Origin of the sequence: Flagellimonas sp. MMG031 (genome assembly GCF_040112705.1) — a bacterium.
In the GTDB taxonomy this organism is placed as follows: domain Bacteria; phylum Bacteroidota; class Bacteroidia; order Flavobacteriales; family Flavobacteriaceae; genus Flagellimonas.
The window spans coordinates 1,513,919-1,539,239 of sequence record NZ_CP157804.1 but is presented as its reverse complement, the minus strand read 5'-3'; the positions used below and the strand labels follow the sequence as shown (position 1 = coordinate 1,539,239).

The window sequence follows — 25,321 nt, the reverse complement described above, 5'->3', positions numbered from 1 at the left end:
CGCCTCCCCCGCCTATGAAAAACATTACGGTTGGAATAAATGGCTTTGGGCGCATAGGGAGAACCCTATTCAGGCTCCTGCGGCAGCATCCAAATATACAGGTAGTCGCCATCAACGACATGGCGAATGCCGAAACCCTGTCACATCTGCTCAAATATGACAGCATACATGGGGTACTGAATACCGCGGTAACCTACAAGGGCAACCATATTATAGTGGATAATCAGGAAATTCCTGTGCTCAACCACCATCATGCCAAAGAAATCGACTGGAAATCACATGGTGTGGATATTGTGGTGGAATCCACGGGAAAGTTCAAGACCAGAGAGGACTTGGGTCACCATTTAAAAAATGGAGCCAAAAAAGTGATTCTCTCCGTACCACCGATGGACGATTCCATTAAAATGGTGGTATTGGGCGTAAACGAAAAAATTATAGCTCCAGACGACGATATTATATCCAACGCCTCTTGTACTACCAACAATGCCGCTCCCATGATCAAAATCATCAATGAGCTATGCGGAATAGAGCAGGCCTACATCACTACAGTACACTCCTACACTTCGGACCAAAGTTTGCACGATAGCCCGCACCGCGACCTAAGACGGTCAAGAGCGGCAGGACAATCCATAATTCCTACCACCACAGGAGCCGCAAAGGCCCTTACCAGTATTTTCCCCGAGCTGTCTGATGTGATAGGCGGATGCGGAATAAGGGTCCCGGTTCCCAACGGCTCCTTGACCGACATTACCTTTAATGTGGTCCAAGAAACCTCTATTGAAGAAATAAATGCTACCTTTAAGGAGCAAGCGGAAAGTACCCTAAAAGGCATACTCAACTATACCGAAGACCCTATTGTTTCTATCGATATAAACAATAGTTGTCACTCTTGTACGTTTGATTCTTTGATGACATCGGTGATCGGCAAAATGGTAAAGATCATTGGATGGTACGATAACGAGACTGGATATTGTTCCAGGATTATTGATTTAATAGATTTGCTCATAAAGAAAAACTACGTTTGATTTCAACCTTGGCCAACAAAAGGATAAGCGTTACCACGCTACTTCTACTGTGCATTTGGTTTTGCACACAGCCTTTTTATGCCCAAAGTATTGGTAATTCAGCATCCGGCGTGAAGACCATTTTCGACGATTTCATGAAGTATCGCCATGAAAACAATGTAGAGAAAGCCCTGGAATCTCTTAGCGAAGCCGCCAATGTTGCCGAGACCAATGAAGATTCCAAGCTCCTGCTGGACACCTATCATCAGTACGCCCGCCTTTTTTTGGAAGAAGGAGACCCAGAAACGGCCATATTTTACTGGGATAGGGCAAGTATTCTGCTCAAGGACACCTCTTATTCCTATGGAGAGGCATTCCACTTGTATTTGGATGCCGCACTTCGCTATGGCGAGGGAAACAATTTTCAGGCGTTAAAACAACTTGAGGAGTCAAGAAAAGTAAGTAACAACCGAAACCTCACCAACAATATTTTATTGCTGGAAGCACGAATCTATTCCAACATCGAAAAATATGATGATGCGGTCAAAAACTTACATGCCCTAATTGTCAACTCAGATGAAGAGGAAAGGGCCTATTTGGCCACGATGGCCAATCTGGAATTGGCCAAGATCAGTGTGACCTTAAATGACCTTGATGAAGGAATCATCCATTCCAAAGCCGCCTTGGAGCTGGCCCAAAAACATGGCTACTCCAAAGAAATCAAAAACGCCTACGAGCAATTGTCCAATATCTACGAAAAAAAGGGGAACTACGGGGAATCCTTGGTCTACACAAAGGCGTTGGCAAAACTGAAGGACTCCGTTTTCAATATCGAAAAGGCAAAATTGGATGCAGATACGGCCGACAAAGTCCGTTTCGACCACCAGATGAACGAACTCAACAAACTGCAGGCCAAAAACGAGGAGTTGAGCGAGTCCAAAAACCGCTCTGAGATAACAGCGATATTAACCTCTGCTTTTTTGACAATCATTTCCCTATTGGCCGTTTCGCTCTTTAGGAACAACCAAATCAAGTTAAAGACCAACGACCTGCTTTATACCAAGAACAAGGAATTAGAGTTGGCGAGGGATGCAGCGGTATCGGCCATGGAAGCCAAGACCAACTTTTTGTCCACGGTAACGCACGAACTTCGAACACCACTCTACGCCGTAACAGGGCTTACGCACCTGTTGTTGGAAGAAAATCCTTCGGAACACCAAAAAGAACATCTGAAGTCGCTCAAGTTTTCAGGGGAATACCTGCTAAATTTCATCAACGACATTTTACAGATCAACAAGATTGATGCAGAAAAATTGGAACCGCTCAATATTGAGTTTAAACTGCACAAAGTGCTCGAAGATGTAGTGGAATCGCTGCAACAGAATGCCAATGAAAAGAAGACGGAGCTTATTTTGGATTATGACCCCACCATTCCAAAAAAGTTGATGGGCGACCCCATCAAGCTCTCACAAATCTTCATGAATCTTGTTGGGAACGCATTGAAGTTCACTAAAAATGGTAAGGTGGAAGTCATTGCCAAAATGCTGAAAAAAGATGAGGACCAAGTAAAATTATATTTTGAGGTCCGCGACAACGGAATAGGTATTTCGGAAGACCAACAGAAAAATATCTTTGAAAGTTTTGAGCAGGGATCTATTCAGATCAACAGGGAATATGGTGGAACAGGGCTCGGCCTAACCATTGTAAAAAGCCTATTGGGATTGTTCGGCACTACCATCCAATTGGAAAGCGAATTGGGCCATGGAAGCTCATTCTATTTTGAACTCGATGTGGATTACGAGGCCAAGGATGGCGAAGAGGTCCCATTTGAACTGAATGTTGAGGAATTCCAATTTAAGGGACTGCATGTATTGGTCGTGGAAGACAATAAAATCAATCAGGTAATCACCAAAAAAATGCTCACCAAAAAAGAGATTACCTGCGACATTGCTAACAATGGTAACGAAGCCATTGATATGGCAAAAAATAACACCTACGATGCCATTCTGATGGACATCCACATGCCCGGCATCAGCGGTGAGGAGGCTACGAGACAAATACGCAAGTTCGATAAAAACATTCCTATAATCGCCTTGACCGCCATTTCTTTGGATGATAGTTTGGATAGCTTTTATGAAGCCGGCTGCAACGACGTGGTCACCAAACCCCTTTAAGCCTGAAGTGTTTTATCAAAAAATTGGGGAAAACATTTTTAGAAGCAAAATGGAAGGTTCTGTTTAGAGCAATGCTCGAACAGCATTCGCCAAATAAGCTTCATCTTCGGAAGAAAAACTATGGGCCACTTCCAAATAGTATAGATTTTCTACTTTGCCCTGCAAGCGGACAAAATCCTTTTCCGTGGTCACAATCAACTCGCTACCCTTAAAACCTTCAATCTCCCTCTCCGTAAATGGGTGGTGGTCTCCAAATTTAAAATGATTGAAATCCAACCCTTGCGACTTTAAAAATTGAACCAACGGACCAGGTTCCGCTATTCCTGTGACCAAAGCAAACTTTTTGTTCTTGAGATGGGACAATGGAATCTTTTTTTGGCCACCGTTGGATACAACATCTTTATAGGCAAAAGCTGCGAACAATACCTTCTGATCCGCATTTGGTTTTAGTTTTGCAACCATGTCCATCCTATCCTTTTCCGAAAGTTTATCAGGACATTTGGTTACAATGATCACATCTGCTCGTTTAGCTTCCCTTTTGGAATCCCGCAAATCCCCAGTGGGCAAATACCAATCATCCCTATAAGGCTTTTGATAGGTAGTGAGCAAAATGGAAAAGGTCGGTTTTACCTTTCTATGCTGAAAAGCGTCATCCAAAACAATCATATCCGGTCGGACCAAACGCTCCAATTGTTCAATACCGTTGCGCCTATCAGCATCCACTGCGATAGGAACTTCGGGAAATTTTTGATGGATTTGGTATGGTTCGTCGCCAAGCTCCAACACCGTACTTGTTGGCCCGGCCAAATAAAACCCCTTTGACTTTCGCTTGTATCCCCGGCTTAGAACGGCTACACGATGATTGGACAGCAACCTCAATATATATTCTGTCATTGGTGTTTTTCCCGTACCGCCCACACTCAAATTCCCGATGCAAATGGTGGGTATACCGTAAGATTTGGATGATAACATCCCCACATCATACAAATAGTTCCTCAAGTAAACGACCGCGGCATATACCAACGAAATGGGGAACGCTATTTTCCGGAGCAATGGAAGCATTGGACGAAAATATAATATTTTATCTTTAGGCCACTTAACAATTTTAAAATGACCGTTAACGACATCGCAAAAGTGCTTGAAGAACTGGCTCCTTTGGCCCACGCCGAAGATTTTGACAACGTAGGGCTGCTCGTCGGCGACCCCAACATGAAGGTGGAAGGGGCATTGGTATCACTAGATACCTTGGAAAATGTGGTCGATGAGGCCATAGCTAAAGAATGTAATCTGATCATCAGCTTCCATCCCATCATTTTTAAGGGACTTAAAAGATTAACAGGTGCCACCTATGTGGAACGGGTAGTACTAAAGGCCGTTGCCAACAATATTGCCATTTACAGTATGCATACGGCATTGGACAACAGCAAAATGGGGGTCAATGCCAAAATTTGTGAAGTATTGGGCATCAAAAATCCACAAATTTTGATTCCAAGATCCAAGAGCATCAAAAAATTGACGACCTACGCACCTGTTGCCGATGCAGAAAACATTAAACGGGCACTCTTCAAAGCTGGCGCTGGAGAAATCGGCAACTACAGCAACTGCAGTTTCAGCTTGGAAGGCACCGGCAGCTTTAAAGCAGGTAACGGGGCCAACCCGACCATTGGCAAATTAGGTGAGGTCCATTTTGAAAAGGAGATGCAAATCAATGTTATTTACTCCTTTGAAAGGGAAAAACCCATTTTAAACGCCCTTTTTGAAGCCCACCCTTACGAAGAAGTGGCCTACGAAGTATTGACGCTGGAAAATAGCAATCAGGATTTGGGCATGGGAATGATCGGTACCTTGGATACCGAAATGGACGAGAAAGAGTTTTTGATACGTACCAAAGAACGCTTGAATGCCAAAGTGGTCCGCCACTCCGAATTATTGGGCAAAAAAGTCAACAAAGTGGCCGTGTTGGGCGGTAGTGGTGCTTTTGCCATTGGTGCCGCCAAGAAGGCTGGAGCGGATATTTTCATCTCAGCCGACATGAAATACCACGATTTTTACCAAGCCGAAAACCAATTGGTAATCGCCGATATGGGGCACTTTGAAACTGAGCAGTTTACAAAAGATTTATTGGTTGATTATCTTACGAAAAAAATTCCTAATTTTGCAGTCTCTTTATCGGAGAGTATAACGAATCCCATCAAGTATTTATAACATATATGGCGAACAAGAAAGAAAGCACTGTGGAAGACAAGTTGAGAGCATTGTACGACTTACAGCTCATTGATTCCAGAGTGGATGAAATCCGCAACGTTAGAGGCGAATTGCCTTTGGAGGTACAAGACTTGGAAGACGAAGTTCTTGGTCTTAAGACCAGAATGGACAAATTGAAAACGGATGTTGAGACCATCAACTACGAAATCACTGCCAAGAAAAACCTGATCGACGAGGCCAAAGCGCTTATCAAAAAATATAGCGAGCAGCAGAAAAACGTAAGGAATAGCCGAGAATTCAACTCGCTGACCAAGGAAGTAGAGTTCCAGGAATTGGAGATTCAACTAGCTGAGAAGAACATCAAGGAATTCAAGGCGCAAATCGAGCAGAAGAAAGAGGTCATCGCTGCCACTAAGGAAAAATTATCCGAGCGCGAAGGTCACCTAAAACACAAAAAAGGTGAGTTGGACGCCATTCTTGCCGAAACGGAAAAAGAAGAAAAGGCCCTTTTGAAAAAGTCCGAGGAATACGAGGACAAGATTGAGGAGCGTTTGATCCAGGCTTATAAAAGAATCCGTCAGAACGTAAAAAATGGTCTGGCCGTAGTTCCCGTAGAGCGTGGAGCTTCTGGAGGTTCCTTTTTCACCATTCCACCACAGGTTCAGGTAGAGATTGCATCCCGCAAAAAAATCATTACCGATGAGCACAGTGGTCGAATTTTGGTAGACCCGTTATTGGCCGAAGAAGAACAAGAACGCATGGAAAAGCTTTTTACTAAGCTATAATCCAAAATATTTCCATACCAATAATGAGCCACCTTTCGGGTGGCTTTTTTTGTTGGCACAGTCATTTCGAAATGAGGGCCACCTTTGAGAAATACAAAGCAGGCAATGCCCGGTCCAGTGCCGAACGAATTCGAAGTACCGCAGGAAATCTTAAATCCTTTCATCTCTCAAAAAAATGTGAAATTAGTATAACACGACCGTTATAAAAGATGTCTCGACTGCGCTCGACATGACAACCCATAGAAAAAACGTTCCAAGAAAAACGTCATGCCGAACTAGTTTCGGCATCCCGCGCTAATTAGTGGAAATTCGTGCTATTTGTGTCAAACAACAGAAGAAAGAGATTATCGACTGTGCTCAAGATGGAATAGCTGACATCCTACTGTTCCAAAAACTCCAGGATTTTATTCTCCACTTCTTGAGAATCCCATTTTTCCTCAATTTTGGGCATTTGCATCACCTTTTGCATTATCTCCTCCTGTTGGTCCCCAATGGCCAAGGCCTCGGCGTAGGGCCTGTCCGAAAATGTTACACGGCTGTACACCGGAATCCACTTATCGGGATATTTTGCTGCAAAGTGCTTTTCAATCTTCTTTTGCAATAGGAATTTAGGGTCGGCCGTTTTACTGCTCATCTCTACAAAGTTCCGATAGCTCAATTCCGCAATGGCATCGGCATTCGGCTTTCGCTCCTCTTGGTATTTGGAGAAAATGGTCTCCCAATCATCACCGTGTTGCCGCATGAGTTGATCGAGTACGTAAATATCCTCGAACCCGGCATTCATGCCCTGCCCATAAAAGGGTACAATGGCGTGGGCAGAATCACCCACTAGAGCCACTTTGTCCCAATACGTCCATGGGTAGCATTTCATGGTGACCATGGCACTGGTAGGGTTATTGAAAAAGTCTTTGGTGAGGTCCTCAATCACCTTGCGCACGTTGGGAAAGTACGTTTTAAAGAATTCCCTGGCCTGCTCTTCGGTTTGGAGGCTTTCAAAAGAAACCTTGCCCTCAAAAGGTAAAAATAAGGTACAGGTGAAGCTTCCATCAATATTGGGCATAGCAATGAGCATAAACTCGCCCCTTGGCCAAATATGAAATGAATTTTTATCCAGTTTGTGCGTGCCATCTTCATTGGCGGGAATTGTGAGCTCCTTATAGCCCACATCAATAAACTCCTGGGAATAATTATAGCGACTTCGTCGCTGCATTTTGTGCCGTACCCTTGAGAAAGCACCATCGCAACCAAAAATCAAATCAAAATTGTACTCCGTCCATTCACTTTTTTCGGATTCCCCGGTAAAAATCTTTGCTTCGGGCAAGTCAACATCCCAAACCTTTTCATTAAAACGGAACTGCGCACCGGCCTCTTCGGCCAAATCGATCATCCGTTTGTTCAATATCCCTCTGGAAATGGACCAAATGGCCTCCCCTTCCTTTCCGTACTTTTGAAAGTAAACAGGCTTGTCATTCACATGCATTGCCCGTTTGTCCAACGGAATGGCAATATCCTTAATTCGGTCACCGATACCAACCTCATCCAAGGAACGCCATCCCCTATTGCTCATGGCAAGGTTAATGGATCTTCCTGAAAACTTAATGGTTCGAATATCCGGTCTTCTATCGAACACGGTCACCGTGTGACCAATTCTTCGTAGATAAATTGCTAACAGGGAACCCACCAATCCGGAACCGATGATGGCTATATTTTTTGGAGTCTGTGCCATAAATGCCCAGTGGGCGAATTCTGATTAAAACGATAAAAATAAGCATTTTGGTCGTTACGACGGGGCGATTCCAAGCTTTCCATTACATCTATATATTTTTGTTTAATTTTTATGTATGTTTGTTAAACAATTATGAGCCGTGGCACACAAAAAAATGCACCTTCCCACCAAGATCTGTCCCGTTTGCCAACGGCCCTTTGCCTGGAGAAAAAAATGGGAAAAGGATTGGGACCAAGTGGTGTACTGTAGCGAGCGTTGCAGAAAAAACAAGCATAAAAATGAACACTAGCCTGCTTTGGTTTGGAAATAATTTACGGGTATCGGACAACGAGGCCTTGCATTTGGCTTCAAAGGCCGACAGACTGATAGCGGTCTACTTTTTTGACCCTAAACATTATGAAATCGGTCCATTTGGCTTTAAGAAGACAGAGCGATTTCGGGCCAAATTTCTTTTGGAAACAGTACAACAGCTTCAAAAGAAACTGGAAGACCTGAATATTACTTTACTCGTTTACCAAGACAAACCAGAGAAGGGTATTCCAGAGTTGGTGGAACGCTTTCAAATCGATACCATTTATCTGCAAAAGGAATGGACTTCAGAGGAAACGAATGTTATAACAAACGTAAAGCGAAAGGTTCCGGAAAATATCCAATTCTATGAAACCTTTGACCAATTTCTGTTTCATCCAGAAGATATTCCTTTTGACGCCTACGAAAAGATTCCTCAGGTATTTACGGTTTTCCGTAAAAAGTGCGAAAAACACTGCGAAGTAAGGCCTTGTTTTGACGCTCCACAACCATTCCCAATGGCTAACCTCGTTGAAGAAACTCCTAAAACACCTACTTTGGAAGAACTCGGTTTTCCCCACTTTGAAATGGACCAGAGGTCAGCCTTTCCTTTTAAAGGTGGTGAGGAGGAGGCACTCAAACGCTTACAACATTATTTTTGGGATACCCGAAAACTGGCTTACTACAAAAAAACCAGAAATGGGCTGGTAGGCACGGATTACAGCTCCAAGTTTTCCCCTTGGTTGGCCAATGGTAGTATTTCCGCTCGAACGATCTATTGGGAAGTAAAGCGTTTTGAAAAAGAGATAAAGAAAAACCAGGACACCTATTGGCTCATCTTTGAGCTGATTTGGCGTGATTACTTTAAATATGTATCCTTAAAACACGGGAACCAAATCTTTAAAATTGATGGTATCCTCGGAAATGATTATGATTGGCACAACAACAACAAAGCTGCCCAACATGATTGGATCAATGGGCAAACGGATGATGATTTTGTCAACGCCAATATGATAGAGCTGAAGGAAACGGGTTGGATGAGCAACCGTGGCCGACAGAACGTGGCCAGCTACTGGTCCAAACACCTGCAACAAGACTGGCGTATCGGTGCCTCCTATTTTGAAGCAATGCTCATCGATTACGATGTACACAGCAATTGGGGCAACTGGATGTACAATAGCGGCGTGGGAAACGACCCTAGAAATCGGACCTTCAATACCAAACGGCAAGCGGAGATGTACGATCCCAATGGAAAATTCCAACGGCTTTGGCTGCAACACTCTTTATTTTAATCCATGAAAAAACTTCGACTGATCCTTGGAGATCAACTCAACCTTTCACATAGCTGGTTCCACGAAACAAGCGATGACCATGTATACCTAATGGCGGAAATGCGTCAGGAGACCGACTATGTAAAGCACCATATCCAGAAAGTGGTCGGCTTTTTTAGTGCCATGCGAAATTTCGCAAACACTTTGGAAAACAATGGCCATCAAGTGATGTACTTCACCATAACCGACAAGGAAAATCCGCAAAACTTGCCCGACCTCATCAACCAAGTAATCGAAACGCGGCAGATAGAAAAATTTGAGTACCAATTACCGGATGAATATCGATTGGACGAGCAGCTAAAGGATATTTGCCAATCCCTTTCCATTCCCAGTGAGGCTTTTGACACCGAACATTTTTATACGTCACGCAGCGAACTCAAAAATCACTTCAAGGGCAAAAAACAATTGATCATGGAAAGCTTTTACCGCATGATGCGGAAAAAACACCATGTTTTAATGGAAAACGACCAGCCCGAAGGCGGAAAATGGAACTTTGACCAGAGCAACCGCAAAAAATGGGATGGTTCGCCCAACATTCCCAAGGAACTTTCCTTCGACAATGATGTTAGTGCTATTTTGGAAGAAATCAAAAAGGCCGAAGTGGAGACCTTCGGCAATATCGACCCTAAAAACTTTGCATGGCCTACTACCTACGAGGAATGCAAAAAGCTGTTGGACTTTTTCTGTTCCAATCTACTGACTTACTTCGGGGATTATCAAGATGCTTTGCATACCGAGCAAAAATACCTGTTCCACTCCCGATTGTCCTTTGCGATGAACAGCAAAATGCTTTCCCCAAAAGAGGTGGTGGATGCTGTTGTAAACCATTACCATAACCATAAAAACGATATCCATATTTCGCAATTGGAAGGATTTGTTCGCCAGATTTTGGGCTGGCGCGAGTATATGAGAGGAATTTACTGGAAAGAGATGCCCCAATATGCCCAATTGAACGAATTGGATAACCATAATCCACTACCGGATTTTTTCTGGACGGGCAAGACCAAAATGAACTGTCTGCAGAAGTCGATTTCCCAAAGTTTGGACGATGCCTACGCCCATCATATTCAAAGATTAATGGTGATAGGCAATTATGCGTTGTTGACCCAAATACACCCCGATCAAGTGGATGCCTGGTATCTCGGAGTGTACATAGATGCACTTGAATGGGTGGAAATTACCAATACCAGGGGGATGAGCCAATTTGCGGATGGAGGCATTGTGGCCACCAAACCTTATGTGAGCAGTGCCAACTACATCAACAAAATGGGTAATTATTGTAAGGATTGCCACTACAGCCATACTAAAAAGACAGGTGAAAAAGCATGCCCCTTCAATGCGCTATATTGGAATTTTTTGGATGAGAAAAAAGCTCATTTCAAAAGCAACCAACGCATGTCGATGATGTTGAGCTTGCTGGAAAAGAAAAGCAATGATGAATTGAATGAGTTAAGGGAAAGGGCCCAGCAAGTGATAGCCCATCCGGATGAATTTTGATTTTAACGATTCTTTAATATCCGAGAGTAGCTGCCCTGCCGTATATCTTTAAAATATTCCGCTTCGGCGTCTATATATAAAAAGTCCTTCACAATGCATTGCGAAGGACTTTTCACTTTTTTGGAACTATTGTTTTCTTATTTCAGGATTTCATCCACGATCCCATACTCCACGGATTCTTCGGCACTCATCCAGTAATCACGATCAAAATCCTTCATCACCTTTTCATAGGGTTGGCCACAGTTTTCCGAAAGGATCTTGGCGCCCAATTCTTTGGTCTTGATGATTTCCCTTGCTTGGATTTCGATATTGGAGGCTTGCCCCCTTGCGCCACCACTGGGTTGGTGGATCATCACTCGGGCATGGGGCTGTATAAACCTTCTTCCCTTTTCCCCTACCGATAACAGTATGGATCCCATGGACGCTGCCAAACCAGAACATACCGTAGATACCGGACTTTTGATTTGCTTGATGGTATCGTAAATGGCAAAACCGGAGGTTACGTATCCCCCTGGGCTGTTGATGATCAATTGGATTTCCTTATGGTTCAACATATCCAAGTAGAGCAATCTGTCTATGACATGCTTGGCAGAATCGTCATCTACTTGGCCCCAAAGGAACACTTTTCGGTCCTCTAACAGTTTTTCTTGGATCAATTCCTGAACTTTTCCTTTTTTTGAACTCATTATATAGCTATTGTAAGACTTCAAAAATAATCAAATTCCAAGGAAGTTGAGGCACTTGTTCGCCACAATGACCCGATTATGATTTTATCTCCACCTTTTGGGAAACCACATCCTTTATCGGAATGATAAATTTTCCCTCCTTGGTCTCTAGGGTAAGGCTGTTGTTCTCAATGGCCTTTATAGTCCCTTCATCTCCGTTGATCACAATTCTATCGCCCACCACATACGTCTTGCGGGTGTAGAATGCCCTAAGGATATCGGCCACGATCTCACGGGACCCCAACCCTACCCCCAAAGCGAATGCCAATAGGAAGGAACCCATGATCAGGGTAATGTTGTTGGTGATAATGGTAGTATCTACCCCTGCTTGGTTCAACGCTGTGATGGACATAAAAACGACAATCACGTAAAAGAACAGGTTGCTCACAATATTGGAACCGCCAAACTCAAGGGAATCGAACAACCGCTTGATGGTCTTCTTCACGTAGTTTCCAATATAAAACCCGAGCATCAATAGGGCCAATGCACTAAAGAATTGTGGCAAGTAATGTAAAAGGTTGCCTATTTCCTGTGAAATGATCTTCCAATCCAAAATATCAGCCGCCACGATCAAAAAGACCAAAATCAAAAACCATCGCACAAAACCCGATATGATTTTTATGAAATCCACATTGAGTTCGCCCTTACCGGCGACCTGCATTCCATTGATCTTGTCGTTGAGCAGGTCAACTTTGGCCAGTTTTAGGATTTTCTTTAATAGGAACAGTACAATTTTGATGACGATCCAACCTAGGCACAAAATGACCAAGGCCCCCAAGATTTTAGGAAAGGCCGATGCAATCTCTTTGCCCATCCCCGATAGTGAATCAAGGGTCACATTTTTCCATTCGTTAATAGTCTCCATAGTTGTTGTTTATTTATAGTGTTCTGTTAAGTTGATTAGTTGTTTCCCATGGTTCTGAATAGTTTGCGCAAAGCACCCCCCAGATTGATGGAGAAGAGTGAAGCCATATCCATGATCAACTTTGCCGCCGCAATGTCGTTCATGACCTTTTGCTTCATTTCGGGAGGGGCCTCGTGTAGGGAGGCCTCCAGTTCCTTAAATGGGTTTTTGTGTTTCTTTGCCATCTATTCCAAGGTATTATAGATTTCCACTAGTCGTTCCTTTGCTCTTTTAATGCGCATTTTCACCGCACTTTCCCCAATCTCCAACAAGGAGACCAGATCTTTGATGCTGGCCCCATCTTGGTATTTTAGCAGCAGTAACGATTTGTCCTCTGCCGCAATCAGCTCCAATGCCTTTTTGAGTTTGTCCGCTTTCATTTCAAACAAGCTCTCATCGGGCACTTCTTCGGTAAGCTTATGTTCGGAAGTTTCCACCTGAACGGACTTGTCCCGTATTTTCAGTTGTTTGTTCCGGTTGACATAATTGACACAAAAATTATAGGTAAATGAGTAGAGCCATGTAGAAAACTTCGATTTGCCCTTAAAGGTTCGAAGTTTGATAAAAAGCTGAAGGAACACATCTTGGGTGAGATCCTCCGCTTCGTCCGCGGATTTTGCGAATCCGTAACATTTGTTATAGACCATTGTAGCATAGCGGTCGTACAACTTTCCAAAAAGCATGGGGTCGTTGTCCGCAACAATCTGTTTCACCAATTCCTCATCAGATAGCTGCACGTATAAGTCTTCCTTTTCCAAAAACGCTTTGTCGGGGTTACTTATAAGTATGAGAAACAGGTTTTTTAAAAAAGTCACTCCAAAAACAGATTTATTTGACCCAGCTTTTTAAAATGGGGGGCAAATTAACGGATTTTCCTAGTATATTTGGTTAAAAACCAGACATGAAGACCTATTACATCGCCGGACTGCTTGCCTTTTTATTTTTTGCCGCTTGTAAAACGGAACCGAAGAAAACCGAAACTGCGGCCGAAACTACCGAAACCGAAAAAACCGTTCCCGAACGGATTGCGGAGGCCCATGGTTTTGAGCATTGGAAGGATGTGGAACGAATAACTTTTACGTTCAATGTGGACAGGGATTCCATGCACTTTGAGCGTAGCTGGGATTGGGAACCCAAAACCAATATGGTAACGGCCATTTCGGGTGCGGACACCTTAAGGTACGACCGGAATGCGATGGATAGTATTGCACTAAAGACCAATGGTGGTTTTATCAATGACAGATATTGGTTGATGGCCCCCTTTAATCTCATGTGGGATGCCAATAATTATACCTTTGAGCATACAGCAGAGGCAACTGCCCCCATTAGCCAAGAACCTATGCAAAAGCTGACCATTGTATATGCTAATGAAGGTGGCTACACTCCTGGTGATGCCTACGACTTTTATTTCAAGGATGATTACGTTATTAGGGAGTGGGCCTATCGAAAATCCAACCAAGAGGAGCCGAATTTGGTATCCACTTGGGAAGATTATGTGGATATGGAAGGCCTACAATTGGCACAACAGCACAACCGACCGGAGGGTGGAACCAGTCTTTACTTTACAGGGCTTTCTGTAAGTAAGGAATAACCTCAACGGATGATTTACTAAAGCAAAAACGGAAATTGAACAGTCTTGGTCATCATTGAACAAGATGATATCAATTTGTTAAAGTCACACAGATACGGAAAGATGTGGAATGGAAGTTGGTAAAATCATATGGTAATGATCTGGCTCGTGATGTTGATTAGGGCCCTTGATTAGCCCGTAAACCAATCTCTATAGATTTAAAGTAGTGGTTCTAATTGAGTAGTGCTATGAAAAATAAGTCAATCCATGTTATATTATTTTCGATGATTTTTATTTGGGGTTCCTTGGTTATGGTGAACCTTTATTCCAACCCTAAAGGGTTTATATCCTATTTGGGATTTTCCGATAGTAATAGCGGGACCCCTCTAGGGTGGGTATTGGCCCTTCTTACCGTTGTCATATATTGTGGCAGCGCAGCAAAACTATCCGAGGTATGGAACTATATGTTCAAATTGGATAAATTAAAGCTTACCGCGATCATCGCAGCCGTTTTTGCTGGAATCATGGAGGAGGTGATTTATAGAAAATGGATTATGGACTATTTGGCCACACACGATTATTCTTACGCAGTACAGGTTATACTGTCCGGTTTAGCTTTTGGGGTCGTCCATTTGATATGGGGAATAAAAAACCTTAAAGCTGGTGTGAATGCTTTTATATCTACCGCCATATTGGGTTTTGCGCTTGCCATTGTTTACTTGGCTTCCAATCGTAGTTTAGCCCCTTGTATTGTTGCCCACTTTGCTATCACTGGCCTAATTGAGCCTGGTTTATTGATCGCGGCCAAGAACAATACTTTGAATTATTGGTAATAAAACTAGAGCTGTAACCAATTCAAAAATTTGGAGTCTCTAGTAAAAACAGCTTTATTATGAAAAAACTAATTTTCATGCTTTGGGCAATCTTTACTAGCTCCATGTCTGCCCAAATGCCCAATCACTTGTCCAATGCCGAAAAAGTGTACGGACTGTCTAAGTTTTGGCAAGAGGCCAATTACAACTTCATCTACCTGAACAAAGTGGACAAGGCGGAGTGGGATTCGCTGTACAGAACCTATATCCCAAAGGTCCAAGAAACCAAAAACGATTATGAATACTATCGCTTGCTGCAGCGGTTCTGCGCCTTTCTAAAAGATGGACATACCAATGTTTACTTTCCGGAAAGCATCCAAGACAGCATTTTCAATACAAATTTCGGGGAATACCGTCTGTTTTTGACGAATATAGAAGGTAAGGCCATCATCACAAGAGTGAACGAAAGCAAGAAAAAGGAAATCCCCATCGGAACCGAAATCACCAAGGTAAACGGAAACCCAACCCATATTTATCTAAAAGAGCATGTGCTTCCCTACATTTCTTCATCCACGGATTACATACTGCAAGATTGGGGCATTTGGAGGCTTTTGGAAGGCTACGTTGGGACCTCCTACGATTTGGAGCTAAAACTGCCCAATGGCAAAATCAAAAACTTGACCTTGACCCACACCATAACCGAGGAAGAAGAGGTCTACCCACCTTTTGAGGAAAGGGAATTATTGGATATGAAATGGTATGACAAGAACATTGCCTATGTAGCGCTGAATTCCTTTTCCGACCCAAAAATAGACAGCCTGTTTTTTGAAAGGATACCTGAACTAAAAAAAGCGAAAGCCCTTATTGTAGACCTTAGAAATAACGGTGGGGGAAGTACTGGAATTGGACAGGAAATCTTTAATCACCTCACCAACGATACCATTTTATACGGTTCAAAATTCCGAAGCAGGCTTCATGTTCCCAGTTTTAAAGCTTGGGGGCGTTGGACGGAAGAAAAAGATACCTTAAATAATTCCTGGGCCAAACAGGCTTATTTATCGTTTCGTGACGAATACTATCATGATTTTCCTTATGGTCCTGACACCCTGAGTGTAGCCGAGAAGGAATTCCTCAAAGACAAAAGAATCATTGTGCCCACAGTCCTTTTGATAGGCCACAATACAGCTTCTGCGGCCGAGGACTTCCTCATATTTGCCGATAACCAAAAACATATGACCAAAATTGGCGAGCCAACCTTTGGCAGTACAGGGCAACCCATGTTGTTTGACCTACCCAATGGTGGACAAGCGCGGATTTGCACCAAAAAGGATACCTATCCAAACGGTAAGGAATTTGTTGGCGTGGGTATCCAACCTGACATTGAGGTACGTAAAACCTTATCCGATTATATGGAGAACAAGGATCCTGCTTTGGACAGGGCACTGGACTTTTTAGGTAAAAAAATCAAATAATATCTAAAAATAACCCATAATTCATTGTAAATTAGAACTATACGATTATATCAATGGTTCTTGCTGGCGTAGTTGCGACCAGCATATTTCTGAGAGGATGACATCTGTCAACGATAATCAATAAGTATGTCCAAAATCATCCAACAAAAACCAACCGCAAAAATTATGAATTATGAAGACACCTAAACACATTGCCTCAGTGGCAACCTTATTAATAGTGACCGTTTTTTTAATCGGATGGGGTGTGGAACAAGACACGGTTACTACAGAACCAACAACCATTGTTGTGCTCAAGTTTAAAGCCCAACCCAACAAAAGTGATCAAGCCATATCGGCATTGAACAAACTATTTGAAAAGGTAAAAGAGGAGCCCAATTTTGTTTCCATCAAACTCCATATTGATCCAGTGGACCATACAAACATTATGCTCTATGAGGAATGGGAAGACCAATCCTATTATAATAATGAGCATATGAACACGGCCCATTTACAATCGTTTATGGCCAACTCTGTCAATTTTTTGACCGGACCACCTGAAATTTCCTTTTGGGAAGTAAAAGGTGTCATTGATTAACCTTTGTTGCTATAGGTTTGCATCCCAAAAAACCAATTTTCACAATACCTTAAAGTAATTTTAAAAAAACTGAAAAAATGAAGGTAACATTGATGAGCATTCCTGTCCAGGACCAAGAAAAAGCGTTACAGTTTTACACAAAAAAACTGGGGTTCATTAAAAAGAAAGATGAACCCTTGGGAGGAGGCAACCGATGGCTCACCCTAGTTTCCAAAGATTGGCAAGATGGACCAGAACTCCTATTGGAACCAGCCCCCAATCATTTTGAACCATCAAAAGTGTACCAAAATGCGCTTATGGAAGCAGGAATCCCTTGGACACAGTTTGATGTTGTTAATGTGGATGCCGAGTATGAGCGGTTAAGCAAGCTTGGAGTCGAGTTTACGACCAAGCCAACTATGGCCGGAAATGTAACATATGCAATTCTTAACGATACTTGTGGGAATTACATTCAGTTGGTACAGGAGCTATAGCGATACCTATGTCATGATTAAATAGAGGAAAACTTAAGTCATAAATTACTTCCCCCTTCTCCTTAGGAAAAACGTAATCCCAAAAACCAACAGGGCCATGCACAAGAGCAACATAAAGCTATAATTGAGCGAGGCGCTTTCCGCAATAAAACCGAGAATTACCGGGCCCAACAAAAACCCGATATACCCAAAACCAGCGATAAAGGCCACACCTTGGGAGGAATCCACGCCCTTCACGTTGCCGCCAATACGGAACAATTCGGGAACAATCACCGAAAATCCCAATCCGTTGAGGGCAAAACCAATTATGGACCAAGTGGTTTGTTGGGTCAGCACCAAAAAATATCCACAGGCCGCAATCAGCGCACCCAACCCCACCAACTTAATGGAGCCCATCCGGGCGCTGATGCCATCACCTAAAAACCGACCCACCGTCATAGTGGTGGAAAAGGCCAAAAATCCAGCTCCAATGAGCATTTCCGGAGCCTTGGTCATTTCCTTGAGATAAAGGGCACTCCAGTCGATAATGGCCCCTTCGCTACCAAAGGAAACAAACCCAATGATTCCCAACAACAGCAAGGGTTTAAAAAGTTTGAAGCTGAACGGTTCCTTTTCCACGGGCGCTGCTACAATGTGGATGTAATGCTTTCTAAAATATAGGTTGATGATGAACACCAACACCACCGTTATGCCCATGTGCAGGACAGGACTTCCGATTACGGGAATCAAAAAGCTGCCCAGCCCCACCAGAATACCGCCTAAACTGAAAAACCCGTGGGCCGCAGACATGAAGTTTTGCTTATCCTCTTTCTCAATCTCAGTGACCAAGGTATTTATGGCAATATCGATAAAACCGTTGCCCGCACCAAACAGGTAGAGCGCTGCCATCAACAGATAATAATTGGGGGCCATGAGTGGTAGCATGGCGGTGGCAGACACAAAGATGACCCCAAGCCAAGAAGCCCTGCCCACCCCAATCCGGTTGATCAATTTGGATGCCACTGGAATAATGGTAAAAACCCCAAGGGACAAACAAAACAGGGCTATGCCCAGATCAGCTTTGTTAATACCCAGATTTTCCTTTACCGTAGGAATATAAATGGCCCATGTACCGAACCAAATATTGATACTGGTAAACACCCAGGCTGGCCCAAAATATCTTGGGTTGGACAAAATCAGTTGTAAGGACTTCATAAATGGAGTTGGTTGGTTGGATTCATGTAAAAGTAAGAAGTTATTTGGTTTGGATGCCTTGTTTTAATATCTGTCCAAAACGGTACATATCCTCAAAGGAACAATAAAAGGGTGCTGGGGCCAATCGAATGACGTTGGGCTCCCTCCAATCCGTGATTACACCGTGCTTCATCAAATAATCAAAAAGGGACCTGCCCTCTCCATGCAAAAACACTGAAAGCTGGCACCCTCTATCTTGGGGCGTGATAATCTCGAAGGTACTATCCACCTCCTTATCGATTTCGTGCAGTACAAACTCCAAATAGGCCACAATGGTCTTTTGTTTTTCGATTAGCGCATCCATACCCACTTCATCAAAAAGCTCCAAGGAGGCCAAGTAGGGTGCTACGGAAAGTATGGGCGGATTGCTCAACTGCCATGCGTCGGCACTCTCAATGGGGTCAAACTCGGGCTTCATCAAAAAACGGGTTTCCTTTTTGTTGCCCCACCAACCTTCAAAACGGGGAATATCCTCCTTGCCCAAGTGGGTTTCATGAATAAATATTCCAGATGCGTTACCAGGCCCGCTGTTCATATACTTGTAGCTGCACCAAGCGGCAAAATCGGCGCCCCAATCATGCAAGTGCAGTTTGATGTTCCCCACGCCATGGGCCAAATCCCAACCCACAAAGGCGCCAGCATCTTTTCCTGCCTTGGTAATGGCTTCCATATCCAAAACCTGGCCATTGTAATAGTTCACGCCACCCATCAACACCAAGGCAAGCTCATCGCCCACTTCTTGGATTTTTTGGATGATATCTTCCGTACGCCATGCGTGCTCCCCTTCCCGCTTTTTTACCTCTACAATTGTTTCTTCGGGATTCAATCCATGAAAACGCACCTGACTTTGGAGCATATATTGGTCGGATGGAAAGGCCTTCTCCTCACAAATTATCTTGAATCGCTTAGCTGTGGGCCGGTAAAAGGAAACCATCAATAAATGAAGGTTTACGGTGAGCGTGTTCATCACCGAAATCTCTTTGGGTTTGGCCCCCACCACCTTACCCAATCCTTCGGCAAGCCGCTCGTGGTAATCCCACCAAGGTTTATCGGCATAAAAATGTCCTTCCACGGCGAGTTCCCGCCAATCCTTCATCACTTCGTCCACAAACCGTTGGGTTCGTTTGGGTTGCAACCCAAGGGAATTCCCGGTAAAATAAATCACATCCTTTCCGTTGACCTGAGGGTAGTGGAACTCATTTCGATACGGGGCCAAGGCATCGGAAGCGTCTAATTGTTTGGCGAATTCAAGTGTATTTTGGAACGTCATTTTTCTTTTGGTTTGTCCCAAAAATACAACTTGTGGGGGTAATGTGGCGAAAAGAAAACTATTCCAACCGCATTTCGATGATATGTTTTTTAAAGCCCACCTTTTCGTAGGCTTTAATGGCCGAAGTATTGTCATTGTAAACGGTAAGCCGAATCTCCTGAAACCCTTTGGCATGCGACCATTGTTTGAGCTCTTCCACGATTTGGGCATTGATTCCCCTGCCGCGATAGGCTACATCGGTATACATAAAACCCAAATAAGCGTACCGTTCATGATTAAGATAATGCCTAGCCCGTTTGGAAATGGCATAGCCTGAAGCGACTATCTTCCCTTCAACTTCGGCTACCACGACATGGGATTCGCTATTTTGAATCATAGCACCAATATCGTAGTAACTGATGGTTCCACTTTTTATGGTCACATCGAATGGGCGTTCCGACTTAATGATTTCCTGTTCAAAATTGAGCAATACGGGGAGGTCGTCCATAGTCGCCGCCCGAATCGTTACCTTTGGTAATGTCATGAAGTTGTTTTGTTTAATAGGTACACCAATGTAGTTGTTTTCCCTATTTTTGCGAAAAATATCACATGCATTTCCTATCGCCCATATTGGAAACATATATTGCCAACCATTCGGAGGACGAACCGGAACTGTTGCAGGAACTCACCCGTGAAACCCATTTAAAGGTAATCCAGCCCAGAATGATCACGGGACATTTTCAAGGGAGGGTCTTGAGTATGTTATCCAAGATCATCCACCCAAAGTATATTTTGGAAATCGGCACCTATACGGGCTATTCGGCGCTTTGTTTGGCGGAGGGGCTTCAAAAAGATGGGGAATTGCACACCATTGAGGTCAACGAAGAACTCTATCCCATGCAGCGGAGGTATTTTGACAAAAGCGGGCATGGTTCCCAAATCCATCAACATATTGGTGATGCACTGGATATTGTTCCCAACTTGCCCCAAACTTTTGACCTTGTTTTTATAGATGCACAAAAGGTCAACTACGATGCCTATTTTGAGGCGGTCATCCAAAAAACAAGACCGGGCAGCATCATTCTTTCGGACAATGTACTTTGGTCGGGAAAGGTGGTGGAACCCTTGCAAAAATCGGACAAGGCCACGGAAGCTTTACTGGCTTACAATCAAAAACTGAAAGAGGATAACAGGGTGGAGACCGTTCTTTTGCCCATTAGGGACGGACTGACCTTGAGCCGGGTGCTATAATTCGTTCGTACAGCACATAAAACAACCAGCCAGACAATAGTCCAACCAGCATTCCAACCAAAATATCGATGGGAAAGTGTACCCCGACATAAATTCGGCTCATCGCAAACAGTATGGGCCAGATAAAAAACAAAATCGCCCATTTTACTTTGTGCCTCAGGAAGAGGAACACCAACATGGTAATCGAAAACGAACTGGAGGCGTGTCCGGAGAAAAAACTATAGTCCGTGGGTGTTTTTAGTATTCGGATAAGGGTATTGATTTCTTCCGTATTGTTGGGACGTAGCCGCGCTACCGAAATTTTGGTGACATGTGTTATCAATCCGATGAAAACAGCTAGGCCCAAAACCATCAGAAACCTATACCAAGCTTCCTTTTTGGGGAACTTCAGAAAAAATAGCGCTATAAATAACAGAAAAAGGGGAATCCAAGTGGTGAATTGGGTGACCGTGGACCAGAAAACATCGTATTGTTCTATACCCAGCCCATTGAGATAAATAAAAGTGTCCCTATCCCATTTGAGCAGTCTTTCCCACATGGATATTTATTTATTGAGATCTCGTTTGATGGAACCGGAAACTTCGTTCACATTCTTCTTGACATCGTCAATTTCCTTTCGGATATTCTTGGTAAAGTCGGTATCCACGTCGGCGCTTTTTTGGATTTCGCGCTTAATATCGTCGGTGGCATCCCTGAGTTGGCGCATTCCTTTGCCGAGCCCCCTGGCTATTCCAGGGATTTTATCCGCACCAAACACCATCACCACTACAAATAGGATGAAAAATATCTCGGCTCCGCTGATGAATAAAAATTGCATGGCACAAATATAATCAGATCTTAGGTTCAAAATAAAAAAAGCCCCGTGAAATCACGGGGCTCTTAACATAGTTTTTTGGAGTCTTATTTTCCTTTGATGTTCTCCTTGAACTTATCAAAGTCGGACTTCTCTTCTTTCTTGGGCCATGAGTTGTTGGTGGTATCGATATCGGCAGTCTCCAATTTGGGGTCTACCACAATGCCAACAATCTCCTTTTGGGTGGCCATTACTCTTTTCACCTCAGCATCGTTCTTTCTCCAGATTTCTGGTGGATAGGTTACGCTTTCGGTGGTGCCATCTGCGTAGGTATACTCCACGATCAATGGCATCGGGATACCTCCTGGCTTATCAAAAGTGATTTCGTAGAAATACTTAGGCTCTTTTACCTGAGACCTTTCGGCTTCGGTCATATTGTCCATCATAAATGCCTTCAAGTTTTGGGAAGTCTCTGTTGGCGACTTTCCTTTCAGTTCAGGCTCAAAGTCCTCGCTGTCTTCCTCGGCCAAGTACACCAAAGGTGGTAGGTCGGCTTCAGTAAGATTTCTATCGGCCATATATTTTTCCATTTCCTTGGTAGGCTTGTTGGATACGTAGTACTTTTTAACGCCCTTCACGCCGATGTCTACATAATCAGTAGTGTAGAACCATCCTCTCCAGAACCAATCCAAATCCACTGCGGATGCATCTTCCATGGTGCGGAAGAAATCCTCAGGTGTTGGGTGCTTGAACATCCAACGTTGCGCATAGGTTTTAAAGGCATGGTCAAAAAGCTCCTTGCCCATTACGGTCTCCCTAAGAATGTTGAGGGCCGTAGCTGGCTTAGCGTAGGCATTTGGACCAAGCTGGTACACGTTCTCCGGATTGGACATGATGGGAGAAATATAACTTTGGTCTCCTGCCATGTAGGGAACAATCTTGGATGGCTCCCCTCTTCGGGATGGGTATTTTTCGTTTGGAGCGATAACATCTGGATAGTTTTCGCCGAATTCTTGCTCGGCCAAATACTGCATAAAGGTATCCAATCCTTCGTCCATCCAACCCCACTGACGCTCATCGGAGTTGACGATCATCGGGAAGAAGTTGTGTCCTACTTCGTGGATAATCACACTGATCATCCCGTACTTTACCCTATCGGAATAGGTACCATCCTCGTTAGGACGACCATAGTTCCAACAAATCATTGGATATTCCATTCCTTGGTTCTTGGCATGAACGGATATGGCTTTATGGTATGGATAATCAAAGGTGTGTTTTGAATAGGTCTTTAGGGTCTGTGCCACGGCTTTTGTAGACTGCTCTTCCCAAAGGGGGTTTCCTTCTTTGGGGTAAAGCGATACGGCCATCACATCCTTATTTCCTATTTTAACGGCCTGCATGTCCCAGATAAATTTTCTGGAGGTAGCAAAGGCGTAGTCCCTTACATTGGTTGCCTTAAACTTCCAAGTCTTGGTATCGTTGGAAAATCCTTTTTCGGCAGCTTCGGCCTCTTCTTGGGTTACAATGAGCACAGGCTTGTCGTACGACTTGGTAGCTTGCTTGTAACGCTTCATCATTTCTTTGGAGAAAACTTCGTCACGGTTCTGAAGTTCCCCTGTCGCATCCAGCACGTGGTCGGCAGGTACCGTGATACTTACCTCATAGTTACCAAAAGGCAAAGCGAACTCGCCGCTTCCCCAGAACTGGTGGTTCTGCCATCCTTCCACATCGCTGTAAACCGCCATTCTTGGAAAGAACTGGGCGATCACATACGCACGGTTTCCGTCTTTTGGGAAATATTCATATCCCGAACGGGCTCTATTTACAGTGTGGTCTGGAATGTTGTACCACCATTTGATGGAAAATGAAATCTTCTCACCGCTTTTTAAAGCCTGCGGAATGTTCACTCGCATCATGGTTTGGTTGATGGTGTACGACAATGGCCTTCCATTGGCATCGGTTACGGATTCGATATTGAACCCGCCATCAAAAGGTTCGCTGATATAGGTTTGTGCAAAATTATCGGCAGTGTAGGCAATGTTCACACCGTTTCCATCACGCAATGGGGATTTGGAATCCTTGGCACGTACATTTTGGTCCAACTGCACCCAAAGGAACTCTAGGTCGTCTGGCGAATTGTTATGATAGGTAATGGTTTCCTCTCCACTGATTCTGGCGTTCTTATCGTCCAATTGGATGTCCATTACATAATCGGCCTGCTGCTGGTAATAATCGGGACCTGGTGCCCCGGAGGCGGACCGATAGGTGTTGGGAGTTGAAAACTCCTCATACAATTGTTTGAATTTACTCTGGTTGTAATGACCGGGCTCCCGTTCCTGTTTCACTTCGCCCTCTTCCTGCGCCATGACCATGGCACCAAAAAGGAACAACACGGAAGCAAAGCAATACTTAAATCTGTTCATTTTCTATCTGATTTTATAAGGGTGAAAAATAACTAATTTTAACCAATTGTTAAGAATAGGTTATAAGTTTAACATTCCTTTATTGTTTTCCCGAATGAGCACAAAACTTTTTTTGTTTTCCTTCCATTTGACATGCACGATGTTCTTTTGCTCATCGAACAGATCGGTAAGGATTTCGTTCTGTACGGACATGGTTTTGGTTTCCGATAAATTGACATTGGAAATTTCCAAATAGCAGATTACGACATCGGTGTCGTACCGCTTTCCAAGAAAAGTATAATTGGCAGGTTCCCCGTCGAGTTCCACCAAAAATTTTGTCCTGAAGTATTTTTCGATATACTCATCTGCCACCTTGGATTCATTCGGTGTCGCCAATTTGGCTTCAATTCCATAGCGTTCTTTAAGAAGTTTATCCAAATCATCAATAAATATCCGGCTTGTAATCTGAAAGGCGGCATCATCCTCGGAATAGTTAATATTGGTAACGCTGACGTAGAATTTATGGGCTGTTGCAAAAGATACCATTAGAAAAAGTACCATGGGAAGCAATACCATTTTTGATTTCTTGAATTTCATCATCGTATCATAATCTTTAATTGGGAAACAATGTTACGTTTTTATGCTAGCTAACGCAATTAACTTGCCAAATTCGTTTAGATAACAGAATTTAGACTTTAGATGTTAGATATTCTATTGCTGACTCCCGACTCCCGACTTTTGACTTTTGACTCCAACAAAGATTTCTCTACTGCCCCTTCGACTGCGCTCAGGGTGACAGCTCGAAATGACAAGAACCCTATTGGTGCTAATTCGTGAAATTCGTGTCAACGCC

The 25,321-nt window shown here is 43.5% G+C and carries 26 protein-coding genes; 13 read left to right on the top strand and 13 right to left on the bottom strand.

Annotation, left to right across the window (positions count from 1 at the left end; all coding sequences use genetic code 11):
* The first annotated feature begins 14 nt into the window (after positions 1-14).
* Both gap and ABNE31_RS06855 read left to right on the top strand, forming a co-directional pair.
* Positions 15-1,025 (top strand): type I glyceraldehyde-3-phosphate dehydrogenase, encoded by a 1,011-nt coding sequence (gene gap / locus ABNE31_RS06860; protein ID WP_349352833.1) that lies wholly within the window; start codon positions 15-17, stop codon positions 1,023-1,025.
* Positions 1,022-3,178, top strand: coding sequence for an ATP-binding protein (locus tag ABNE31_RS06855; RefSeq protein WP_349352832.1), 2,157 nt, complete (start codon positions 1,022-1,024; stop codon positions 3,176-3,178). The genes gap and ABNE31_RS06855 overlap by 4 nt, the downstream gene beginning before the upstream one ends.
* 63 nt (positions 3,179-3,241) lie before the next feature.
* On the opposite strand, the gene lpxK is transcribed toward ABNE31_RS06855, so the two are convergent.
* Positions 3,242-4,240: a tetraacyldisaccharide 4'-kinase gene (lpxK, locus tag ABNE31_RS06850; protein WP_349352831.1), complete on the bottom strand. Its 999-nt coding sequence runs from the start codon at positions 4,238-4,240 to the stop codon at positions 3,242-3,244.
* Positions 4,241-4,288: 48 nt separating this feature from the next.
* Between lpxK and ABNE31_RS06845 the strand changes: the two genes are divergently transcribed.
* Both ABNE31_RS06845 and ABNE31_RS06840 read left to right on the top strand, forming a co-directional pair.
* The gene (locus ABNE31_RS06845) at positions 4,289-5,383 is read left to right on the top strand and encodes a Nif3-like dinuclear metal center hexameric protein (RefSeq protein WP_349352830.1); all 1,095 of its coding nucleotides are present in this window, start codon (positions 4,289-4,291) and stop codon (positions 5,381-5,383) included.
* A 5-nt stretch (positions 5,384-5,388) separates the two neighbouring features.
* Entirely contained in the window at positions 5,389-6,168 is a 780-nt protein-coding gene (locus tag ABNE31_RS06840) for a C4-type zinc ribbon domain-containing protein (RefSeq protein WP_179385134.1), read from the top strand.
* 379 nt (positions 6,169-6,547) lie between these two features.
* Here the strand turns inward: ABNE31_RS06840 and ABNE31_RS06835 are convergent, their stop codons facing one another.
* Positions 6,548-7,894, bottom strand: coding sequence for an NAD(P)/FAD-dependent oxidoreductase (locus ABNE31_RS06835; protein WP_349352829.1), 1,347 nt, complete (start codon positions 7,892-7,894; stop codon positions 6,548-6,550).
* A gap of 154 nt (positions 7,895-8,048) precedes the next feature.
* Here ABNE31_RS06835 and ABNE31_RS06830 point away from each other — a divergent pair, with 154 nt between their 5' ends.
* The 3 genes from ABNE31_RS06830 to ABNE31_RS06820 are packed head-to-tail and all read left to right on the top strand — an operon-like array spanning position 8,049 to position 11,010.
* Positions 8,049-8,183, top strand: coding sequence for a DUF2256 domain-containing protein (locus ABNE31_RS06830; protein WP_349353031.1), 135 nt, complete (start codon positions 8,049-8,051; stop codon positions 8,181-8,183).
* A complete protein-coding gene (locus tag ABNE31_RS06825) occupies positions 8,173-9,474 on the top strand; it encodes a DASH family cryptochrome (protein ID WP_349352828.1) in 1,302 nt (433 codons plus the stop codon). Before ABNE31_RS06830 ends, ABNE31_RS06825 begins: the two co-directional genes overlap by 11 nt.
* A gap of 3 nt (positions 9,475-9,477) precedes the next feature.
* Complete coding sequence (locus ABNE31_RS06820) at positions 9,478-11,010, top strand: cryptochrome/photolyase family protein (protein WP_349352827.1); 1,533 nt, start codon at positions 9,478-9,480, stop codon at positions 11,008-11,010.
* Between the two features lie 137 nt (positions 11,011-11,147).
* Here ABNE31_RS06820 and ABNE31_RS06815 read toward each other — a convergent pair whose 3' ends face one another.
* From ABNE31_RS06815 to ABNE31_RS06800, 4 genes are all read right to left on the bottom strand, one after another.
* Positions 11,148-11,696: an ATP-dependent Clp protease proteolytic subunit gene (locus ABNE31_RS06815; RefSeq protein ID WP_179385138.1), complete on the bottom strand. Its 549-nt coding sequence runs from the start codon at positions 11,694-11,696 to the stop codon at positions 11,148-11,150.
* A 76-nt stretch (positions 11,697-11,772) separates the two neighbouring features.
* Entirely contained in the window at positions 11,773-12,600 is an 828-nt protein-coding gene (locus ABNE31_RS06810) for a hypothetical protein (RefSeq protein WP_349352826.1), read from the bottom strand.
* A 35-nt stretch (positions 12,601-12,635) separates the two neighbouring features.
* Positions 12,636-12,824, bottom strand: coding sequence for a hypothetical protein (locus ABNE31_RS06805; protein ID WP_179385140.1), 189 nt, complete (start codon positions 12,822-12,824; stop codon positions 12,636-12,638).
* Positions 12,825-13,454 (bottom strand): RNA polymerase sigma factor, encoded by a 630-nt coding sequence (locus ABNE31_RS06800; RefSeq protein ID WP_306013526.1) that lies wholly within the window; start codon positions 13,452-13,454, stop codon positions 12,825-12,827.
* Positions 13,455-13,540: 86 nt separating this feature from the next.
* On the opposite strand from ABNE31_RS06800, the gene ABNE31_RS06795 reads away from it, so the two are divergent.
* From ABNE31_RS06795 to ABNE31_RS06775, 5 genes are all read left to right on the top strand, one after another.
* On the top strand, positions 13,541-14,230 hold the full coding sequence (locus ABNE31_RS06795; protein ID WP_349352825.1) for a hypothetical protein: 690 nt from the start codon (positions 13,541-13,543) through the stop codon (positions 14,228-14,230).
* Between the two features lie 263 nt (positions 14,231-14,493).
* Positions 14,494-15,042 carry a CPBP family intramembrane glutamic endopeptidase gene (locus ABNE31_RS06790; protein WP_349352824.1) on the top strand — a complete coding sequence of 183 codons (549 nt, stop codon included), beginning with the start codon at positions 14,494-14,496 and terminating at the stop codon, positions 15,040-15,042.
* Between the two features lie 59 nt (positions 15,043-15,101).
* A complete protein-coding gene (locus ABNE31_RS06785) occupies positions 15,102-16,493 on the top strand; it encodes a S41 family peptidase (RefSeq protein WP_349352823.1) in 1,392 nt (463 codons plus the stop codon).
* 172 nt (positions 16,494-16,665) lie between these two features.
* Positions 16,666-17,067 (top strand): antibiotic biosynthesis monooxygenase, encoded by a 402-nt coding sequence (locus tag ABNE31_RS06780; protein WP_349352822.1) that lies wholly within the window; start codon positions 16,666-16,668, stop codon positions 17,065-17,067.
* 77 nt (positions 17,068-17,144) lie between these two features.
* Complete coding sequence (locus ABNE31_RS06775) at positions 17,145-17,540, top strand: VOC family protein (protein WP_349352821.1); 396 nt, start codon at positions 17,145-17,147, stop codon at positions 17,538-17,540.
* Positions 17,541-17,585: 45 nt separating this feature from the next.
* Here the strand turns inward: ABNE31_RS06775 and ABNE31_RS06770 are convergent, their stop codons facing one another.
* Genes ABNE31_RS06770 through ABNE31_RS06760 form a run of 3 tightly spaced genes read right to left on the bottom strand, consistent with a single transcriptional unit; the run spans position 17,586 to position 20,566 of the window.
* Complete coding sequence (locus tag ABNE31_RS06770; RefSeq protein ID WP_349352820.1) at positions 17,586-18,734, bottom strand: MFS transporter; 1,149 nt, start codon at positions 18,732-18,734, stop codon at positions 17,586-17,588.
* A gap of 40 nt (positions 18,735-18,774) precedes the next feature.
* A complete protein-coding gene (gene kynU / locus ABNE31_RS06765; protein ID WP_349352819.1) occupies positions 18,775-20,043 on the bottom strand; it encodes a kynureninase in 1,269 nt (422 codons plus the stop codon).
* Positions 20,044-20,101: 58 nt separating this feature from the next.
* Entirely contained in the window at positions 20,102-20,566 is a 465-nt protein-coding gene (locus ABNE31_RS06760) for a GNAT family N-acetyltransferase (protein ID WP_349352818.1), read from the bottom strand.
* A 65-nt stretch (positions 20,567-20,631) separates the two neighbouring features.
* On the opposite strand from ABNE31_RS06760, the gene ABNE31_RS06755 reads away from it, so the two are divergent.
* Positions 20,632-21,273, top strand: a complete 642-nt coding sequence (locus ABNE31_RS06755) for an O-methyltransferase (RefSeq protein ID WP_349352817.1) — start codon at positions 20,632-20,634, stop codon at positions 21,271-21,273.
* Here the strand turns inward: ABNE31_RS06755 and ABNE31_RS06750 are convergent.
* The 4 genes from ABNE31_RS06750 to ABNE31_RS06735 form a co-directional block, all read right to left on the bottom strand.
* Positions 21,239-21,811: a phosphatase PAP2 family protein gene (locus ABNE31_RS06750; protein WP_349352816.1), complete on the bottom strand. Its 573-nt coding sequence runs from the start codon at positions 21,809-21,811 to the stop codon at positions 21,239-21,241. The two genes, ABNE31_RS06755 and ABNE31_RS06750, sit on opposite strands and share 35 nt — an antisense overlap.
* Before the next feature lie 6 nt (positions 21,812-21,817).
* Complete coding sequence (locus ABNE31_RS06745) at positions 21,818-22,090, bottom strand: twin-arginine translocase TatA/TatE family subunit (protein ID WP_179385150.1); 273 nt, start codon at positions 22,088-22,090, stop codon at positions 21,818-21,820.
* Between the two features lie 83 nt (positions 22,091-22,173).
* Positions 22,174-24,489: a M1 family metallopeptidase gene (locus tag ABNE31_RS06740; RefSeq protein ID WP_293283511.1), complete on the bottom strand. Its 2,316-nt coding sequence runs from the start codon at positions 24,487-24,489 to the stop codon at positions 22,174-22,176.
* A 60-nt stretch (positions 24,490-24,549) separates the two neighbouring features.
* Entirely contained in the window at positions 24,550-25,068 is a 519-nt protein-coding gene (locus ABNE31_RS06735; protein WP_349352815.1) for a DUF6702 family protein, read from the bottom strand.
* Positions 25,069-25,321: the final 253 nt, after the last annotated feature.

Bases quoted from the DNA above. Each gene is read 5' to 3' on its own strand.
- gap (WP_349352833.1), top strand. From the start codon at position 15: ATGAAAAACATTACGGTTGGAATAAATGGCTTTGGGCGCATAGGGAGA.
- lpxK (WP_349352831.1), bottom strand. From the start codon at position 4,240: ATGCTTCCATTGCTCCGGAAAATAGCGTTCCCCATTTCGTTGGTATAT.
- ABNE31_RS06845 (WP_349352830.1), top strand. From the start codon at position 4,289: ATGACCGTTAACGACATCGCAAAAGTGCTTGAAGAACTGGCTCCTTTG.
- ABNE31_RS06840 (WP_179385134.1), top strand. From the start codon at position 5,389: ATGGCGAACAAGAAAGAAAGCACTGTGGAAGACAAGTTGAGAGCATTG.
- ABNE31_RS06835 (WP_349352829.1), bottom strand. From the start codon at position 7,894: ATGGCACAGACTCCAAAAAATATAGCCATCATCGGTTCCGGATTGGTG.
- ABNE31_RS06830 (WP_349353031.1), top strand. From the start codon at position 8,049: ATGCACCTTCCCACCAAGATCTGTCCCGTTTGCCAACGGCCCTTTGCC.
- ABNE31_RS06825 (WP_349352828.1), top strand. From the start codon at position 8,173: ATGAACACTAGCCTGCTTTGGTTTGGAAATAATTTACGGGTATCGGAC.
- ABNE31_RS06820 (WP_349352827.1), top strand. From the start codon at position 9,478: ATGAAAAAACTTCGACTGATCCTTGGAGATCAACTCAACCTTTCACAT.
- ABNE31_RS06815 (WP_179385138.1), bottom strand. From the start codon at position 11,696: ATGAGTTCAAAAAAAGGAAAAGTTCAGGAATTGATCCAAGAAAAACTG.
- ABNE31_RS06810 (WP_349352826.1), bottom strand. From the start codon at position 12,600: ATGGAGACTATTAACGAATGGAAAAATGTGACCCTTGATTCACTATCG.
- ABNE31_RS06805 (WP_179385140.1), bottom strand. From the start codon at position 12,824: ATGGCAAAGAAACACAAAAACCCATTTAAGGAACTGGAGGCCTCCCTA.
- ABNE31_RS06795 (WP_349352825.1), top strand. From the start codon at position 13,541: ATGAAGACCTATTACATCGCCGGACTGCTTGCCTTTTTATTTTTTGCC.
- ABNE31_RS06790 (WP_349352824.1), top strand. From the start codon at position 14,494: ATGATTTTTATTTGGGGTTCCTTGGTTATGGTGAACCTTTATTCCAAC.
- ABNE31_RS06785 (WP_349352823.1), top strand. From the start codon at position 15,102: ATGAAAAAACTAATTTTCATGCTTTGGGCAATCTTTACTAGCTCCATG.
- ABNE31_RS06780 (WP_349352822.1), top strand. From the start codon at position 16,666: ATGAAGACACCTAAACACATTGCCTCAGTGGCAACCTTATTAATAGTG.
- ABNE31_RS06775 (WP_349352821.1), top strand. From the start codon at position 17,145: ATGAAGGTAACATTGATGAGCATTCCTGTCCAGGACCAAGAAAAAGCG.
- ABNE31_RS06770 (WP_349352820.1), bottom strand. From the start codon at position 18,734: ATGAAGTCCTTACAACTGATTTTGTCCAACCCAAGATATTTTGGGCCA.
- kynU (WP_349352819.1), bottom strand. From the start codon at position 20,043: ATGACGTTCCAAAATACACTTGAATTCGCCAAACAATTAGACGCTTCC.
- ABNE31_RS06760 (WP_349352818.1), bottom strand. From the start codon at position 20,566: ATGACATTACCAAAGGTAACGATTCGGGCGGCGACTATGGACGACCTC.
- ABNE31_RS06755 (WP_349352817.1), top strand. From the start codon at position 20,632: ATGCATTTCCTATCGCCCATATTGGAAACATATATTGCCAACCATTCG.
- ABNE31_RS06750 (WP_349352816.1), bottom strand. From the start codon at position 21,811: ATGTGGGAAAGACTGCTCAAATGGGATAGGGACACTTTTATTTATCTC.
- ABNE31_RS06745 (WP_179385150.1), bottom strand. From the start codon at position 22,090: ATGCAATTTTTATTCATCAGCGGAGCCGAGATATTTTTCATCCTATTT.
- ABNE31_RS06740 (WP_293283511.1), bottom strand. From the start codon at position 24,489: ATGAACAGATTTAAGTATTGCTTTGCTTCCGTGTTGTTCCTTTTTGGT.
- ABNE31_RS06735 (WP_349352815.1), bottom strand. From the start codon at position 25,068: ATGATGAAATTCAAGAAATCAAAAATGGTATTGCTTCCCATGGTACTT.